Source organism: Nocardia asiatica NBRC 100129, from assembly GCF_000308415.1.
Classification (GTDB): domain Bacteria; phylum Actinomycetota; class Actinomycetes; order Mycobacteriales; family Mycobacteriaceae; genus Nocardia; species Nocardia asiatica.
This window is the reverse complement of record NZ_BAFS01000275.1, coordinates 44523-61565: the sequence shown is the minus strand read 5'-3', so window position 1 is coordinate 61565 and position 17043 is coordinate 44523. Positions and strand designations below refer to the sequence as shown.

Annotated in this window: 17 protein-coding genes; 13 read left to right on the top strand and 4 right to left on the bottom strand. The window is 69.5% G+C overall.

All coding sequences use genetic code 11. From position 1 onward, the window contains the following. From ON27_RS26320 to ON27_RS26310, 3 genes are all read left to right on the top strand, one after another. Positions 1–603 (top strand): ABC transporter permease (locus ON27_RS26320; RefSeq protein ID WP_043733496.1); only part of this gene is annotated, 603 nt, incomplete at its 5' end. A 112-nt stretch (positions 604–715) separates the two neighbouring features. Further along, the gene (locus ON27_RS26315) at positions 716–1453 is read left to right on the top strand and encodes an ABC transporter permease (protein WP_083887822.1); all 738 of its coding nucleotides are present in this window, start codon (positions 716–718) and stop codon (positions 1451–1453) included. A 91-nt stretch (positions 1454–1544) separates the two neighbouring features. After that, the gene (locus ON27_RS26310) at positions 1545–2633 is read left to right on the top strand and encodes an ABC transporter substrate-binding protein (protein ID WP_043733490.1); all 1089 of its coding nucleotides are present in this window, start codon (positions 1545–1547) and stop codon (positions 2631–2633) included. On the opposite strand, the gene ON27_RS26305 is transcribed toward ON27_RS26310, so the two are convergent. Continuing rightward, positions 2634–3671 carry an XdhC family protein gene (locus ON27_RS26305; RefSeq protein WP_043733487.1) on the bottom strand — a complete coding sequence of 346 codons (1038 nt, stop codon included), beginning with the start codon at positions 3669–3671 and terminating at the stop codon, positions 2634–2636. 13 nt (positions 3672–3684) lie between these two features. After that, entirely contained in the window at positions 3685–4281 is a 597-nt protein-coding gene (locus ON27_RS26300; protein WP_043733485.1) for a nucleotidyltransferase family protein, read from the bottom strand. Positions 4282–4429: 148 nt separating this feature from the next. On the opposite strand from ON27_RS26300, the gene uraD reads away from it, so the two are divergent. The 10 genes from uraD to ON27_RS43160 all read left to right on the top strand — a co-directional run bounded on the left by uraD (position 4430) and on the right by ON27_RS43160 (position 15222). Beyond that, positions 4430–4933: a 2-oxo-4-hydroxy-4-carboxy-5-ureidoimidazoline decarboxylase gene (gene uraD / locus ON27_RS26295; RefSeq protein WP_043733482.1), complete on the top strand. Its 504-nt coding sequence runs from the start codon at positions 4430–4432 to the stop codon at positions 4931–4933. 76 nt (positions 4934–5009) lie between these two features. Then, positions 5010–5327, top strand: coding sequence for a hydroxyisourate hydrolase (gene uraH / locus ON27_RS26290; protein ID WP_043733479.1), 318 nt, complete (start codon positions 5010–5012; stop codon positions 5325–5327). Positions 5328–5334: 7 nt separating this feature from the next. Further along, on the top strand, positions 5335–6240 hold the full coding sequence (gene pucL, locus ON27_RS26285; RefSeq protein ID WP_043733476.1) for a factor-independent urate hydroxylase: 906 nt from the start codon (positions 5335–5337) through the stop codon (positions 6238–6240). After that, complete coding sequence (locus ON27_RS26280) at positions 6228–7589, top strand: 8-oxoguanine deaminase (protein ID WP_043733473.1); 1362 nt, start codon at positions 6228–6230, stop codon at positions 7587–7589. The genes pucL and ON27_RS26280 overlap by 13 nt, the downstream gene beginning before the upstream one ends. A 330-nt stretch (positions 7590–7919) precedes the next feature. Next, complete coding sequence (locus ON27_RS26275; RefSeq protein WP_043733471.1) at positions 7920–8762, top strand: FAD binding domain-containing protein; 843 nt, start codon at positions 7920–7922, stop codon at positions 8760–8762. Next, positions 8762–11551 carry a molybdopterin-dependent oxidoreductase gene (locus ON27_RS26270; RefSeq protein ID WP_043733468.1) on the top strand — a complete coding sequence of 930 codons (2790 nt, stop codon included), beginning with the start codon at positions 8762–8764 and terminating at the stop codon, positions 11549–11551. Before ON27_RS26275 ends, ON27_RS26270 begins: the two co-directional genes overlap by 1 nt. Beyond that, positions 11548–12762 (top strand): DUF6986 family protein, encoded by a 1215-nt coding sequence (locus ON27_RS26265; RefSeq protein WP_043733466.1) that lies wholly within the window; start codon positions 11548–11550, stop codon positions 12760–12762. Before ON27_RS26270 ends, ON27_RS26265 begins: the two co-directional genes overlap by 4 nt. Positions 12763–12806: 44 nt before the next feature. Then, positions 12807–13784 (top strand): allantoicase, encoded by a 978-nt coding sequence (alc, locus tag ON27_RS26260; RefSeq protein ID WP_043733462.1) that lies wholly within the window; start codon positions 12807–12809, stop codon positions 13782–13784. 237 nt (positions 13785–14021) lie between these two features. Then, on the top strand, positions 14022–14954 hold the full coding sequence (gene puuE, locus ON27_RS26255) for an allantoinase PuuE (protein WP_051047010.1): 933 nt from the start codon (positions 14022–14024) through the stop codon (positions 14952–14954). A gap of 124 nt (positions 14955–15078) precedes the next feature. After that, positions 15079–15222, top strand: a complete 144-nt coding sequence (locus tag ON27_RS43160) for a hypothetical protein (RefSeq protein ID WP_157227351.1) — start codon at positions 15079–15081, stop codon at positions 15220–15222. A gap of 105 nt (positions 15223–15327) precedes the next feature. On the opposite strand, the gene ON27_RS26250 is transcribed toward ON27_RS43160, so the two are convergent. Continuing rightward, entirely contained in the window at positions 15328–15750 is a 423-nt protein-coding gene (locus tag ON27_RS26250) for a hypothetical protein (protein WP_157227350.1), read from the bottom strand. A gap of 183 nt (positions 15751–15933) precedes the next feature. Next, entirely contained in the window at positions 15934–16476 is a 543-nt protein-coding gene (locus ON27_RS26245; RefSeq protein ID WP_157227349.1) for a hypothetical protein, read from the bottom strand. Between the last annotated feature and the right edge of the window lie 567 nt (positions 16477–17043).

Genomic DNA, 17043 nt, shown 5'->3' with positions numbered 1-17043 from the left:
GGCCCCAATTTCCGGATCACCGCGCTCGGCGCGCTGAAGGGGTTCGTCTGGGGCAACGGTCTCGCCATCGCGCTGGCAGTGCTGATCATGCTGGTGCCGCCGATCGAGTCGCTGGCCACGCAGCTGGCGATCCTGAGCTATTGCACGCCGCTGCTCGCGCTGGGCCCGATCATCCTGGTGGTCTTCGGCGGACGCACGCCGACGGTGTTCTTGGCGGCCATGTACTGCTTCTTCACCACCATGGTCGGCACCGTCGCCGGATTGCGCTCGGCCGACCGGGCCAGCTTGGACCTGGTGCGCGCCTACGGTGGCGGACGCTGGCAGCAGCTGTACCGGGTGCAGGCGATCTCGGCGCTGCCGAGCACCTTCGCCGCCTTGAAGATCGCCGCGCCCTCGGCCGTGCTCGGCGCGATCATCGGCGAGTACCTCGGCGGCGTGGACAGCGGCATCGGGGTCGCGCTGACCGCCGCGCAGACCTCCTACAACGTGCCGCGCACCTGGGGCATGGCATTGGCCGCCGCCGCGTTGGCCGGGCTCGGATACGCACTGGTGGCGGGGGCCGCGCGGTTGGCGGCCCCGTGGACCGCCCGGGAGGGGCGATGAAAAGCTCCCGCGCGAAGCATGTCCGGCCGACCAGGCTCGAGGAGGACGCCCGGTGAGACTCCTGCGACGAATCGGGATCTTCCTGTTCCCGCTGGCCACCTCGCTGCTGTTGATGCTGGCGATCTGGTACGTCTTCCTCGAGGCATTTCCGCAGGTCGGCCCGCGGGTCGGCAAGACACCGGGCGATATCTGGACCTATCTGGTGACCGCGCCCAACGCCGCCGCCGCGCGGCAGGCGATCCTGGACGACCTGTGGATCACGCTGCGCGACGCGGCCATCGGGTTCGGTGCGGGGATGCTGGCGGCGCTGGTGGTCGCGGCCCTGTTCGTGTCGTTCGCCGCGGTCGAGCAGACCTTCCTTCCCGTGGCGATGCTGCTGCGCTCGGTGCCGCTGGTCGCGCTCACGCCGATCATCGTGCTGGTGTTCGGCCGCGGCCTGGCCGGGGTAGCGGTGCTCGCCGCGATCGTGGTGTTCTTCCCCGCCCTGGTCATGATCATGGCGGGTCTGCGCGACGCGCCGCGCCAGGCGCTGGAGCTGGTGGCCGCCTACGGCGGGTCGAGGTGGACCGGCTTGCGCATGGTGGCCGTGCCCGCGGCGCTGCCCTCGGTGTTCGCCGCCGCGCGGATCTCGGTGCCGGGCGCGCTGATCGGCGCGTTGCTCGGCGAGTGGCTGGGCAGCGGCACGGGCCTGGGAGCCAGCCTGATCCGGGCCGTTCCCACGTTCCAGTACAGCAAGCTGTGGGCCTCGATCGTGCTCGTCACGCTGGTGTCCGTGGCGCTCTACGCGATCGTCGGCGTCATCGAGAACCTGGTGCTCGCCCGGTTCGGACCGGAAGCCGGACGACTGTGATCGACCTGTCGCCCCAGCGGAATCGGCGGGGAATCCGCGCTCGGAACGCCAAAGTAAAGAAAATGAAACGCGCTACACCTAGATTCGGCCCATGACACCCGTGCAACGCTCCACGTTCGGGCACCTGAACCGACGCTCGTTTCTCCGTTACTCCGCGCTCGCCGGCGCCGCGCTGGGCGGCGCGGGAGCGCTGGCCGCCTGCGGCGGAAACTCCGGCGACGCTTCGGGCGGCACCAGGTCGGACGGCTCGAAATACGGCAGCGTCGCGGTGCAGCTGTCCTGGCTGAAGAACATCGAATTCGCGGGCGAATACTTCGCCGACGCGCGCGGCTATTTCCGCGAGGCCGGTTTCGGCTCGGTCGACCTGATCGCGGGCGGCGCGGCCAGCACGTCGGCGGAGGCCGGTTTGGACACCGGGAAGGTGTGGCTGGGGTTGTCCGCGCCGCAAACCACCGCACCCGCGATCCTGGAGGGGCTTCCGGCCAAGATCGTCGCCACCACCTATCAGAAGAATCCGTTCGCGATCGTCTCCTCGGCCGCGCGACCGATCATGGCGCCCGCGGACATGAAGGGCCGCAAAATCGGTGTGCAGGATACCAACCAGTTGATCTTCAACGCGCTGCTCACCGCCAACGGGATGAAGCCGGGGGACGTCACCGTCGTGCCCGCGCAGTTCGACCCGACCCCGCTGGCCAACGGCGAGGTCGACGGGTGGGTGAGCTATGTGACCAACGAGCCGATCACGCTGTCGGCCAAGGGATTCGCGAATACGCACTTCCTCTTCGCCGATTTCGGTCTGCCGCTGGTCGCCGAGACGCTCACCGTCGCGCAGTCCACCATCGACAACGAGCGCGACAAGCTGAAGGCGTTCCTGGCCGCCGAGATCAGGGGCTGGAAGGACGCGGTGGCGGACCCGGCCGAATCGGCCCGGCTCGCGGTCGAGGTGTACGGCAAGGACCAGAAACTCGATCTCGCCGAGCAGACGAAAGAGGCGATCGCGCAGAACGATCTGGTGGTTTCAGCGGACACAGCCGCCCATGGCCTGCTCTCCATGACCGACGCGCTGGTCGAGCAGAACATCGCCGCGCTGCGCACCGCGAAGATCGAGATCAAGGCCGCGCAGCTGTTCGACCTGTCCGTGCTACGCGAGGTGTATGCCGAGAATCCCGGCCTGAAGTGACTAGATGCTCATTCCCACAGCGGTTTTCGGCGTGATGGGAAATTCACCGCTGTACGGGTCGGCCGCTCGCGCCGGTTGCGCGGCGCGGACGGCGAGCAGTTCGGCCGCGATCGCGACCGCCATCTCGGGCGCGGTGCGCGCGCCGATGTCCAAGCCCGCGGGCGAATGCAGTCGCGCGAGCGTCTCCGCGCTGAAACCGCCTGCCTGCAGGTCCTCCATGCGCCGGATGTGCACCTGGCGCGAGCCCATGGCGCCGAGATAGCCGAGCTCGGGTAGTCGCAGCGCCACGGTGAGCAGCGGGATCTCGAAGGTGGGATCGGGCGACAGCACGACTATCGCGGTGCTGCGGTCGATCTCACCGGCCGCGGAGAGCGTGTTGAGGTAGCGGTGCGGCCAGTCGACCACGACCTCCGCGCCGGGAAATGATTCCGGCGTAGCGAAATTGGGGCGCGAGTCGCAGATCGTCACCCGGTAGCCGAGCAACTCGGCCTGCACGGTGAGTGCGGCGGCGAAGGAATTGGCGCCGAAGATGATCAGTCGCGGCGGCGGGGCGAAGGAGGAGACGAAGACGTCCGAATCCGGTAACGCGACCAATTCGGTGGCGTGTCTCTTGTCGGTGATCAGGTGCTGGCCGATCAGGTCGGCATCGGAGTTCCACACCACCGTGAAGACGGTGACCCTGCGGTGCGCCGCGATCTCCGCGGCGACATCCGGGAACTCCGGGAAGTGTCTTCGAGAGAACGGTTCGGTGAAGACGTCCACCATCCCCTCGCCGTTCGCGCTGGAATCCAGGGCGGCGGCCACGCCGAAGCGGTGCATCGCGCGGCGGCCGGTACGCGCGGCCTGGAGCACCGCCTCGTACGCGATGTCCTCCAGCCCGCCCGCGGCCACCGAGCCGTGCACGCCCCCGTCCGGGTCGACCAGCATCGCCGAGCCCACCGGCAAGGGGGCCGCCCCCACGGTGCGCACGATGGTGCCGAGTCCGCCGGTCCGGCCCGAGTGCCACACCCGCAACAGGTCGTCGACGATGTCCCGCATCAGCTAGCTCCGATCACCGTGCGGTCGTGGCCGGGAAGTCACGATCGACGCCCGTCGCCAAATCGTCGCACGTGACGCACACCATATCGTTTCTGCCGGTCAAATAGGTGCGGGCTCCGGAATCTCCTGCGGCCGACCCACAAACCGCATTCCAGTGGTTGTGGGCTATAACAACAGGGTGCCCTGGTGTGTCGTGGAACACAGCGCGGGCCAGACCGCTGCGGGCCGCGAGCGCGGCGGCGAGTACCCGGGCGACCACGTCCGCGCCGACGTCGGGGGTGTCCACCGGCATGATCGCGGCATAGCGAGCGGGAGTGCTCGCCGCGGCGATCAGCCCCGCCCGTAGTGCGGCGCTCATCCCGGTGGCCCAGTCGGCGGCCCACACGTGCCGCACGTCCGGCGGCAGGTCGACGATCCCCGGCTGCGGCCCGGTCGCGCCGAGCACCACGATGACCGGGTCACAGCCCCCGTCGCGCAGTGCGGCGACCGTCGCGCGCAGCCAAGCGCCGCCCTCCGCGAGCACTTTGGGTCGTCCGTAGCGGGTCCCGGCGCCTGCGGCGAGCACGATGCCCGCGCACGGTGCGACGACCGGGCGATCAGGGTCAGCCATAGCTAAGAAGGTAATACCGGGCGGTCTGCGCCGCAGGACGGAAACCCGGTGTTCAGGCGCGGTTCTACGAACCTGCGGGCGCGACACGCCGAAGGCGGTCCGTCCCGTTGCGGTGGCGGCTCGCCGGGTCGTATTCGATGCTGGTCCGATGACGGATCAGCGACCGGGTATCGCGGCATTCGACGCGCTGTCCGACGACGCGGCCTACCGCGCGGTGCTCGGCTGCTGCTCGTCGCCGGGCTTCGCGCGGGCGCTGGTCGACGGCCGTCCCTACCGCAGTGTGGAGGCGCTGCTCGACGCGTCGGACACGGCGTCGGCGCGGCTGCCGGAGGCCGAACTCGAGCTGGCGCTGGCGGGGCATCCCAGGATCGGGGAGCGGCCGCGTTCCGCCGCTTCGGCCCGTGAGCAGGCCGGGGTGAGGGGAGCGGCGGACGCGGTCCGCGCGGCGCTCGCCGTGGGCAACCACGCCTACGAGGAGAGATTCGGGCACATCTACCTGGTGTGCGCGAGCGGAAAGTCGGCCGAGGAGTTGCTCGCGCTCCTCGACTCCCGGCTGCGCAATGATCCCGAGACCGAAAGGGAAGTCGTGCGAACAGAATTGGCGAAGATCAACCGCATCCGACTGCGCGCGCTGCTGGAGGAGCGGTCATGAGTGAGCGCGGCGAGCGAACGATCAGCGCAGCCACGTTCGTGGTCATGACGGAGCCGAGCGTCAGCGAGGTGCAGTCATGAGCACGCTGAGCACCCATGTGCTGGACGCGGTGTGCGGCGCGCCCGCCGCGGGCGTCACCGTGACGTTGTATCGGCAGGAGCGGCGACTCGACGCGGGCGAAACGGATGCCGACGGACGGGTCAGGGCGCTGGGTGACGCGCTCGAACCCGGAACCTATCGCCTGGTGTTCGACACCGGCGCCTACTTCGCGGCCCGGGAGGTCGAGACCTTCTATCCCGAGGTGGCCATCGCGTTCGCCGTCACCGAGGATCGGCACTACCACGTGCCGTTGCTGTTGTCGCCCTTCGCTTTTTCCACCTATCGAGGGAGCTGAGCCGAGCATGGAACTGACCGGGCCGATCGTGCTGACCGACCACCGCTACGGCAAGGCGGAGAACCGGATCGTCCGGATCTACCGGGAGGGCGCACGGCACGAGATTCGCGACGTGAACGTGTCCACGGTGCTGCGCGGCGATTTCGCCGACGCGTACGTCGCGGGCGACCAGACGAAGGTCCTGCCCACCGACTCGCAGAAGCAGACCGCCTACGCGTTCGCGAAGCAGGCCGGGCTGCGGACCATCGAGGACTACGCGCTCGCGCTGGCCGATCATTTCGTCGCCGAGATCGAACCGGTGCGCAGCGCGCGCGTGGAGGTCGACGAGTACGCCTGGGAACGGGTGTCGGTCGGCGGTGTCGAGCACGACCACACCTGGGTGCGCCGTGGGACCGAGGTGCGCACCGCCGCGGTCACCGTGGCCGGTAGCGGCGCGGATCGGCGGGCCTGGGTGCTCGGCGGGGTGAAGGACCTCACCATTTTGAAGTCGACCGGATCGGAGTTCGCGGACTTCTTGTCCGACGACTTCACCGTGCTCGCGCCGACCCGCGATCGCATGCTGGCCACCTCGCTGGTCGCGCAGTGGCGCTTCGCGGGCAGCGCGGGCGTCGACTGGGACGAGGTCTACACCGGAGTGCGGGCCCGGCTGGTGGAGACCTTCGCGACGCTGCACTCCAAGGCCCTGCAACAGACGCTGTTCGAGATGGGCAAGGCCGCGCTGGCGGCCCACCCGGTGCTGGCCGAGATCCGCCTCACGGCGCCGAACAAGCATCACTTCGACTACGACCTGGCCCGTTTCGGCATCGAGAACCGCGGCGAGGTCTACCACGCCGACGACCGGCCCTATGGGCTGATCCACGCCACCGTGGCGCGTGCCGACGCGCCGGAAGCGGGTCCCGCGTGGACCAGGTGACCGTCATCGCGGACTGTGCCGTCGCGACCGTCGACGCGCACGGGACCGAGTACGCCCGCGGTCACGTCGTCGTGCGAGGCAACCGGATCGAGGCGGTGGGTGCGGGTGACGCGCCGGACCTCGGTTCGGACGCGCGGCGCGTCGACGGGCGCGGCTGCCTGCTGACGCCCGGCCTGGTAAACACCCATCAGCACCTCTACCAATGGCTCACCAGGGGCCTGGCCACCGACCACACGCTGTTCGAATGGCTCAACACGCTCTACCCGGTGTGGGCGGGCATCGATGAGGACGCGGTGCGCGTGGCGGCCACGGGTGCGCTCGCCGCACTCGCGCGCACCGGGTGCACCACCACCACCGATCACCACTACGTGTTCCCGCGCGACGGCGGAGACCCGCTCGCGGCCGAGATCACCGCGGCGGCGCAGGTCGGCCTGCGTTTCCACCCCTGTCGCGGCTCGATGGACCTGGGGGTGAGCGCGGGCGGGTTGCCGCCCGATCACCTGGTGGAGCGCCTGGACGACATCCTCGCCGCGAGCGCGCAGGCCGTCGCGCGCTGGCACGATCCGTCGTCCGACGCCATGGTGCGGATCGCGCTGGCGCCGTGCTCGCCGTTCTCGGTCACGCCCGAACTGCTGCGCGAGTCGGCGGCGCTGGCACGCGCCACCGGGGTCCGGCTGCACACCCACCTCGCCGAGACCGTCGACGAGCAGGAATACTGCGCGGCGACATTCGGCTGCACGCCCGCGCGGTATCTGGAACGGCTCGGCTGGTTCGGCCCCGACGTCTGGTACGCGCACGCCGTGCACCTGGACGACGACGCGATCGACGCGCTGGCGCGCACCGGTACCGGCGTGGCGCATTGCCCCACCTCGAACGCGCGGCTGGGCGCGGGCGTGGCTCGCACCGCCGATCTGGTGCGCGCGGGCGTTCCGGTGGGCCTCGGCGTCGACGGAGCGGCGAGCAACGAGGCCGGTTCCATGATCGAGGAGCCGCGCCATGCGCTGCTGTGGGCGCGCAACCGGGGCGGGCCGCGAGCGATGACCGTCCGCACCGCGCTGGAACTGGCCACCATGGGCGGCGCGCGCGTACTGGGCCGGGCCGCCGAGATCGGGTCGATCGAGGCGGGCAAGCTGGCGGATCTGGCGCTGTGGCGGCTCGATACGGCCGCGCACGCGGGGATCGAGGATCCAGTGACCGCCCTGGTGCTCGGCTCGGCCCCACCACTGGCCGCGCTGCTGGTCAACGGGCGCGAAGTGGTGCGCGACGGCGAGATCCGGACGATCGACACGGACGTGGTCGCCCGGGAGGTGGCGCGAGCGCAGGCGGCGTTGCTCGCGAAGGCGGGTTGAGCGGCGCCGCGGATACCCGCACCGAGTCGCGCGATCGAGCGCGTCGGCCGCGTGGCCGAAGATCGCACTCGCTGATGTGGGCGAGGTGTCGTGCCTGATCAGGCGGGACGAGCAATACTGGGGCAGTGTCGGCTCGGACGGCCCATCGGAGCGGGCGAGCGTTGTGGTGATGGGGACGGCACGCCCGCGCGGCGCTCGGCCGCGGACGGATCCGAGGCCCCGGGCGGTCGTCCGGCGAGGTAACGGCCGCGCAATCCGACATGCGTCGCGCGCAATACGGCGGCAACCGACTGGCTCTACCGTGACGGAGAGGCGGGAGCGAGGTGAGACGTGGACCTGGACACGATTCGCGAGGTGGTGGTCGCGCGCGAGCGCGCCGACCTGTCGGTGCTCGACGCGTCGACCGCGGTGCTCGCCGGAGGGACCTTCCTGTTCTCCGAGCCGCATGATCAGCTGGTGCGTCTGGTCGACATCACCGGCCTGGGATGGCCCGCGTTCGAAATCGTGGACGACGGACTGGAGATAGCCGCGACCTGCACGCTGGCCGAGTTCGCGGGGGCCGGGCCGGGACGTGAGCTGGGGCTGCCGATGTTGCGCGAGCTGTGGCCGGGGACGGCGCTGTTCGCCCGGTCCTGCCGGGCGCTGCTGGCCTCGCACAAGATCTGGCGCACCGCCACGGTCGGCGGAAACGTCTGCCTCGCGCTGCCCGCGGGCGCGGTGCTGGGCGCGCTGGTGGCGCTCGACGGGACCGCGGTCGTGTGGGAAGCGGACGGGGGCGATCGCAGTATCCCGTTGCGCGAGTTCGTCGTCGGCCCGGGGCGCACGGCGCTGCGGCCCGGCGAGGTGCTGCGCTCGATTCGCCTGCCCCGATCGAGCTTGCTGGCACACACCAGCTTCCGGAAGATCGCGCTCGCGCCGCTGGGGCGCTCCGGCGCCGTGGTGATGGGTCGGCGGGAACGGGACGGCCGCAGTGCGGTCACCGTCACGGCCGCCACCACCGCGCCCGTCGTGCTGGACTTCGCCGAGCCGCCGAGCGACGGCGCGCTGCGCGAGGCTCTGGCCACGATCGATCCCGCGCTCTGGTTCGACGACCCGCACGGGTCGCCGCAGTGGCGCGAGCACGTCACGGGGGTCCTCGCCGGCGAGGTCGCCGGGGAACTGCGGAGGCCGTGATGCGCTTCGAGGTGGACGGCAGATCCGTCGAGATCGAGGCCCGGCCGGGGCAGTGCCTGCGTACCGTGCTGCGCGACAGCGGCGTCTCGGCGGTGAAGAAAGGCTGCGACACGGGCGATTGCGGGGCCTGCTCGGTGCTGGTGGACGGCATGACGGTGCACTCCTGCGTATTCCCCGCCTACCGCGCCGCCGGACGTTCCGTCACCACCGCGGCCGGCTTGGGGACGCCCGAGCACCCGCACCCGGTACAGCGCCGCTTCGTCGACAAGGCCGCCTTCCAATGCGGATTCTGCACCGCCGGCATGGTGGTCACGGCCGCCGGGCTGGGGTGCGCCGCCGGTGAGCAGACCGGCATGTCCGGCGACGAACTCGCCGAGCTCATGAAGGGAAACCTGTGCCGCTGCACGGGATACCGCGCCATCCGCGCTGCGCTGGGGGAGCCGCTCACCCCGGACGACCCTGCCGCCGTCGCCCCCGATCGAACCGAGACGACCGCGGCGGGCGCGGGTGTCGGCGCTCCGGCCGGGCCGCGCATCGTCTGCGGCAGCGAGCCGTTCACCCTGGACCTGCCGCCGGTCACGGAAGACGGGCCGCGCCCGGGTGCCGCCGCCGCGCCGCCGACCGCCCCGCTGCACATCGCGGTGCTGACCAGTCCGCACCCGCATGCGCGAATCCGCTCGATCGGTACCGCCGCCGCCGAGGCGCTGCCCGGCGTGCACGCGGTACTCACCTATGCCGACGCTCCGGACATCCCGTTCTCCACCGCGCGGCACGAACTGCGCACCGACGACCCGGACGACACCTACGTGCTCGATCGGACCGTCCGATTCGTCGGTCAGCGGGTGGCGGCGGTGGTGGCCGACAGCGTCGCGATCGCGCGCGAGGCATGCCGTCTGCTGGTCGTCGACTACGAACCCCTGCCCGCGGTGTTCGATCCGCGGGACGCGCTGCGCGCCGACGCGCCGAAACTGCACGGCGACAAACCGGCCTCGGCCCGGATCACCGATCCAGGTCGCAACCTGGTCGCCGAACTGCACGGCGAGGTGGGCGACGTCGCGGCCGGTCTGGCCGCCGCCGCCCAGGTGGTGCGCGGCGAGTGGTTCTCCCCGCGCGGACAGCACGTGCACCTGGAGACGCACGGCGGAGTCGGATGGCTGGACGACGCCGGGCGACTGGTCATCCGGTGCAGCACCCAGGTGCCGTTCCTGGTGCGCGACGAACTGTGCCGACTGTTCGGACTGTCCTCGGCGCGGGTGCGGGTGTTCGCGGCCAGGGTCGGCGGCGGCTTCGGCGCGAAGCAGGAGATGCTCGCCGAGGACCTGATCGCGCTGGCCGTGCTGCGCACCGGTCGGCCGGTGCAGTACGAGTTCACCCGCTCCGACGAGTTCACCTCCGCGACGTGCCGGCATCCGATGCGGGTCGCGGTGACGGCCGGAGCCGACGCCCACGGCGTGCTCACCGCTTTGGCCGTCGACGTGCTCGCCGACACCGGCGCCTACGGCAATCACAGCGGCGGGGTGATGTACCACGGCGTCGGCGAGTCCGTCGAGCTGTACCGCTGTGCCAACAAGAAAGTCGACGCGCAGGCGGTCTACACCAACAACGTTCCCTCCGGCGCGTTCCGAGGTTACGGCCTCGGGCAGGTGATCTTCGCCGTCGAATCGGCCTTGGACGAACTCGCGCACGCGATCGGCATCGACCCGTTCGAACTGCGCCGCCGCAATGTCGTGGCGCCCGGCGACCGGTTCGTCGGCGCGGCGGTGAACGAAGGCGACCTGATCTTCGGCAGCTACGGCTTGGACCAGTGTCTCGATCTCGCCGAGCGGGCTCTGCTGCGCGGCAACGACGTGCCTGCGCCCGGCCCGCGGTGGCGGATCGGCACCGGCATGGCCGCCGCGATGATCGCGACCATCCCGCCGCGCGGGCACCGGTCCTCGGCGTCGGCGTCGCTGTTGCCCGACGGCCGTTACGAGATCCGGGTGGGTACGGCCGAATTCGGCAACGGCACGACGACGGTGCACGCGCAGCTCGCGGCCGCCGCGTTGGACACCGATGTCGCCCACGTGGTGGTCCGGCATGCCGACACCGATCTGGTGGACCACGACACCGGCGCTTTCGGGTCCACCGGCATCGTGGTCGCGGGCAAGGCCGTGTACGCGGCGGCATGCGCGTTGCGCGGGCTGCTGTCGGCCCGGGCGGCCGAGCTGGCGGGCGTTCCGGAGCGGGACTGCGTACCGGCTTCCGGCGGCGTGTACTGCGGTGACCGGCTGCTCACCGCGGCCGAACTGCTGTCCGGCGGCGAACTCACCGCGCACGCCGAGCACGGGGGCAGTCCCAGGTCGGTCAGCTTCAACGTGCACGCCTTCCGCGTGGCCGTGCACCCCGACACCGGGGTGGTGCGCATCCTCCAGTCGATCCAGGCCGCCGACGCGGGCACCGTGCTCAACCCGGTGCAGTGCCGCGGGCAGGTGGAAGGCGGTGCTGCACAGGCCATCGGCACAGCGCTCTACGAGGACATGCGCAGTGCGCACGGGGTGGTCGGCGCGCGAACCCTGCGGCACTATCACGTGCCACAATTCGCCGACGTGCCGCGCACGGAGGTGTATTTCGCCGAGACAGCCGACGCGCTCGGTCCATTGGGCGCGAAATCGATGAGCGAATCGCCGTACAACCCGGTCGCCCCCGCATTGGCCAACGCGATCCGCGACGCGGTGGGCGTGCGGCTGGAAAGCTTGCCGATGACCGCGGACCGGGTCTGGGCCGCGCTGCGGGAGAAGGGGTCACGATGAAGGTGCCGGAGAACGTTCGCGCACGGATCGAGGCGATGCTCGATTCGGTCGACGCCGACCTGCGCCGCAGGTATCCCGGATCGAATGGGCGGTCCCAACCCATCCACACCGTGTACGTCCCCGCCGACCGGGTCACCGAGCAGACGCCGAGGGAATGGGGCGCGACCGCGGTAGAACTGCTCGACCGCCAGCACGACCTGCTGGCCACGCTCGACGGGACCGGCTCGCTGCTCGACGTGCGCAAGCGGCTGGAAGCAGACCCGGTCCAGGACCTGCGCATCGACTTCGAGGACGGTTACGGTCTGCGCGCCGACGCGGAGGAGGACCGCGCGGCCGCCACGGCGGGCGCCGTGCTCGCGGCCTGGGCCCGGCGCTCCGACGGCCCGGCGGGCAGCGGCATCCGAATGAAGGGTTTGGCCGGCGGCGAGCGTCGACGCGCGCTGCGCACCCTCGACCTGGTGTTGGAGAGCGCGGGCGCGGTGCCCGAGGGATTCGTCTTCACGGTGCCGAAGATTCGTGCTGTGCAGCAGGTCACCGCTCTGGTGCAGCTGTGCGTGGGGCTGGAGCGCGCGTACGGCATCGCGGAAGGCAGCCTGCGCTTCGAATTGCAGATCGAGAGCCCGCAGGCGATCATCGCGGCGGACGGCACCGCACCGGTGGCCGCCATGCTCACTGTCGCCGAAGGCCGTTGCAGCGCATTGCATTTCGGAACCTACGACTACACGGCCGCCTGTGGCGTCGCCGCGCCGGACCAAGCGCTCGACCATCCGGCCGCCGATTACGCCAAGGCGGTCATGCAGGTGGCGGCCGCGCAGACCGGGGTGTGGGTGTGTGACGGCTCAACCCAGATCGTGCCGGAGGCAGATCCCGCGGCCTCGTTGCGCAACCACCATCGGCTGGTCACCCGGGCGTTGCGGCGTGGGTACTACCAGGGCTGGGACATGCATCCGGGGCATCTGGTCACGCGCTGGCTGGCCACCTACGACTTCTTCCGCCGGGCGATCGATGTGGCGGTGCCGCGGCTGCTGGACTATCTGGCCCGGCGCGGCGGCGATGTCGTCGACGAGCCCGCCACAGCGGAAGCGCTGGCGGTCACCGTGCTGCGCGGCATCGAGTGCGGCGCGCGCCCGGACGCGGGGGCCGCCGAATTGAACGACGCGGTACTGCGCGCACTCGCGGCCCGCGCGCCGTTGCCCGCGGAGACGCAGTGACCGGCCATCCGGACGGGACGGTCGCGAAAACCGGGAGAGACGCGATGCGCGACCAGGCCGAGGACGAGGCGTTCACGCTGCTGCCGGATCTGGCGGTCCGGCCGCTCGGCGGTTCGGTGATCTGGGCGAACGACGAATTCTTCGCCGAAAAGGAGAATTTGATCAACCCCGGGCCCGCTCGATATCAACCATCCACCTTCGGGCACAAGGGGCAGATCTACGACGGCTGGGAAACCCGCAGGCATCGAGGACAGTCCGGCGAGGACTTCGCGATCGTGCGGCTCGGCATTCCGGGCGTGATCCGCGGGATCGTCGTGGACACGGCGTGGTTCACGGGGAACTACCCGCCCGAAGTCTCCGTGTCGGCGCTGGAAATCGAGGATCACCCGCCCGGTGAAGCCATTGCGGCGCGAGCTGATTGGGTGGAACTGGTCGATCGCTCCCCGGTGACCGGCGACAGTCGCAACTACTTCGCCGTCGAGAACGAGCAGCGCTGGACGCACGTGCGGCTCACCATGCACCCCGACGGCGGCGTAGCCAGGCTGCGGGTGCACGGCGAGGGGCGGCCCGATCCACGGCTGCTCGGGCTGGGCCCGCTGGACCTGGCCGCGCTGGAGAACGGCGCGCTGGTGCTGGACTGCTCCAACCGCTTCTACAGCTCGCCCAACCAGTTGCTCTATCCCGGCCCGGCCCGATCCATGGGCGAGGGCTGGGAGACCGCCCGGCGCCGGGACGAGGACAACGACTGGGTGCGTATCCGCTTGGCCGGACCGGGACTGATCCGGCTCGCCGAACTGGACACCTCCTACTTTCTCGGCAACAGTCCGGGGGCCGCCCGGCTCACCGGCCGCACCAACGACGGCACCGAACTGGAGTTGCTGCCCCGCACCGCCCTGCAACCCGATACCAGGCACCGGTTCCCGGTCGCGCCGATGGCCGCGTCCGTGGAGGAAGTGCGCCTGGACATCTACCCGGACGGCGGGTTGGCACGGTTGCGACTGTACGGCGAGCTCGGCGGATGAGCGAGCGGGGTGAGGGGAAGTCGATACAGCACACCGCATCTGCCGGAGCCGAGTGCCGGGGAGGCGCCGTCGTGAGCAGTCCAGACCTGGGGCCGGTCGGGTGTCGATCGGGCCGCCGCAGTCGTGGGCGAGTGACTGCGGGAGAGGCGCAGTGGTGAGGGGCGCAGATCTGGGGGTGGCGGCCGAGTGCGGAGCGGGCGCAGTCGTGGGGCAGACAAGTGTGGGGGAGGCGCAATCGTGAGCAGCGCGGACTCGGCGGGAGCAGCCGAGGGTGCACGGGATTTCGTCGGGTACGGTCCCAACCCGCCGGACCCGCGGTGGCCGGGTGAGGCGCGGATCGCGGTGCAGTTCGTGCTCAACTACGAAGAGGGCGGCGAGAACAACGTGCTCGACGGCGACGGCTTCTCCGAGACTTTCCTCTCGGAGATGACGCCCGCCGAGGCGTTTCCGAACCGTCATATGAGCATGGAATCGCTTTACGAGTACGGCTCCCGCGCCGGGCTGTGGCGGGTGCTGCGCGTCTTCGAGCGTCGCGGTCTGCCGCTGACGATCTTCGCGGTCGCCCGCGCTCTGCAACGCAACCCGGAGGCGGTGGCCGCTTTCCGGGAACTGGACCACGAGATCGCCTGCCATGGCCTGCGGTGGAAGTCCTACCAGCTCACCGATCGCGACACCGAACGCGCGCACATGGCCGAGGCGGTGCGCATCCTCACCGAGCTGACCGGCGCGCCGCCGTTGGGCTGGTACACCGGCCGGGATTCGCCGAACACCAGGGAACTGGTGGTCGAGCACGGCGGCTTCGCCTACGACGCGGATTCCTACGCCGACGACCTGCCCTATTGGGTGCGCGTACACGACCGCGACCACCTGGTGGTGCCCTACACTCTGGACACCAACGACATGCGGTTCGCGTCACCCGCCGGTTTCCCCACCGGCGAACAGTTCTTCGCCCACGTCCGCGACGCCTTCGACGTCCTCTATCGCGAAGGAGCCGAAGGCAGTCCCAAGATGCTGTCGGTAGGCCTGCACTGCCGCCTCATCGGCCGCCCCGCCCGCACCGCCGCCCTCGAACGCCTTCTCGACCACATCCAGTCCTACGGCCAGGTGTGGATCACCCGGCGGATCGACATAGCCGAACACTGGCGCACAACCCACCCACCGCTCGCCTGATCACGAGCGGCTGAAAAGACAAGCGCTCAACCCCGGTCCACCCGCAGCCCGGATGCGCTCACTGTCACGCGGCTCCGGCCCGGGAGGGTCGGGTGAGTCCATACTGGTCACCGCCGCTTTGTCGATGCCGCTCACGGCCACCGCGCCCACCGCGATCGCCGAGCCCCTGAGCAGTGGCTCGTCCTCCGGTTCGGGCAAAACAGTGAACAATGTGCTCTGCGCGATCCGCGGCTACCTCGGCATGGGTGGATGCGTCTTCATCCCCTGACCGGAACCATGAGGAGCCCGTCTGTGTCGTCACAGCATTGCCGCAGGCTGACTGAGCCTTTGGTGCGCGCCCCATGCCTGGGATATGTGGTGGGCGCTCGCCGGTTCAGCGACCCAGCCTTCCGTATGGCACGAGATACTCGGGGTCCGTTCGGCTCCGCCAACCGCGCTCGGTCGGTTCCAGCGCCCGGGCGCTGGTGGCGGGGTCCTTCGGCCACGGCTCACGTATGTGAATCTGGATGTCATCCTGGAGGATTCGTACCAACTCCATCGCGAATCCCTCGGCCGTGCCGCTGCCCGATTGGGTGGGGTCGAGCGCTGCGGAGGTGCCGGCATCCGGCACTCCGATACTCACCCAAGCTTTGGGTACCCGGCGGCCGGTTCGCTCCCCGAATTCCTGCCAGTCCTCGGTGTACTCGGTGCTGATCTGCGTCGAAAACCCCAGGGACCGTTCAATATCAGCGGCCAGCAGTCGGGCGCCTCGGAGCCCTTCGTCCATGTCCACAATCTCATCCTGCCATTTGGTCACGGAACCGAACACTGATCGAGAGGGGCGATATCCACGGTCCCACTTCTATAACGCGGCTGCCCGAAGGAGCAGGCAGTCCGCACAACGCTGTTCGACCAGTCTGCACTGCCAATTTCTCGCACGGCCCGCGCACACTGCCGCGCTGGCAGGCGTACGAATATCGAGGAAATATGCGGCATTTGGTCAGGAGTGACGTATTCCGTGTCGTGTCAGGAATTCGGACAGCGCCGTGGTAATAGCGGCTTCTATGCCGGTGCGGTTGTCGGGCTCATCCTCCCATTGAGTGCACCATGCGTGCATCGGCTCGCAGATGTCGAAGGGATCGTCCGGTTCGTAAATGCGGAGCGTTCGAATCCCGACGGCCGCGAGGTAGGGACGCTCTACGCGTTCCAGCACCGTCGCCGCTTGGTGCTCGCAGACGAAGGCGAGGCCCGCGTGCGGCTGCCCCGCCCTCAACCCGAACTTCTCCATCACCTGTGCGACAACCCGGCGTGTCACAGCTTCCAACGCGTCGCTGTCCGTATCCGATTCTGCCGCGTAGTCGACAACGAACTCGCGTGCACAGCGGATGCACAGTTCCTCGTAGGCGGAGTGGGTGCGCAGCTGTTCTGCATGATCGAGCAGAGCAGGCACGTCGCGGGCGGCAGCCAATACCGTCGATGCCGGCACTTCCCATACCGTGTGATACCCGCAGGCAGTAAAGAAGTCGGTCAGAGCACGTCGCATCGCCCATCGCGGGTCGGCGGTCCGCCGAGCCTCCTCCGTGGCACGTGCTTGTCGAACTCGCGCGACAACACCTGCCGGTCGTTCAACGCCCATTCGAACATCCCACCCAGTCGTCCTCCGGATCCGTGCAGATGGTCACAATATCTACACGGGGAAAGTTTGGCGTTGGAATAGTAAGCGTGTCACGGGAATGGTTGAGTCCTCCACCGTAGATCACACCTGGTTCGGGTTGTAAACCGCACCACATTCGTTGACGTGAATAGTTCGATGCGATCTGAGTGGGCTCAGGCCGCGCTAAATTTATCGGGAAGCGTCGAACGCCGGCCAACCTCCGATCGTGAATTCTACGTAATCATGTCCTGGGGCCTTTGAGCTCAGCACGCCATTCTGGAATTCCAGTGTGTAGCGTATTACCGGCTCCCCGAACGGATTGATGGGAATCGAAATCGAAATCCCTGACTCGATAAGTGATTTCACGATAACTAGGATGTCGGATAGCTCGAACGGGTCGTCTCGTGGTGCCAGGAACGACACATTGAGTCCGAGATCAACGCGAATCCCCTCCTC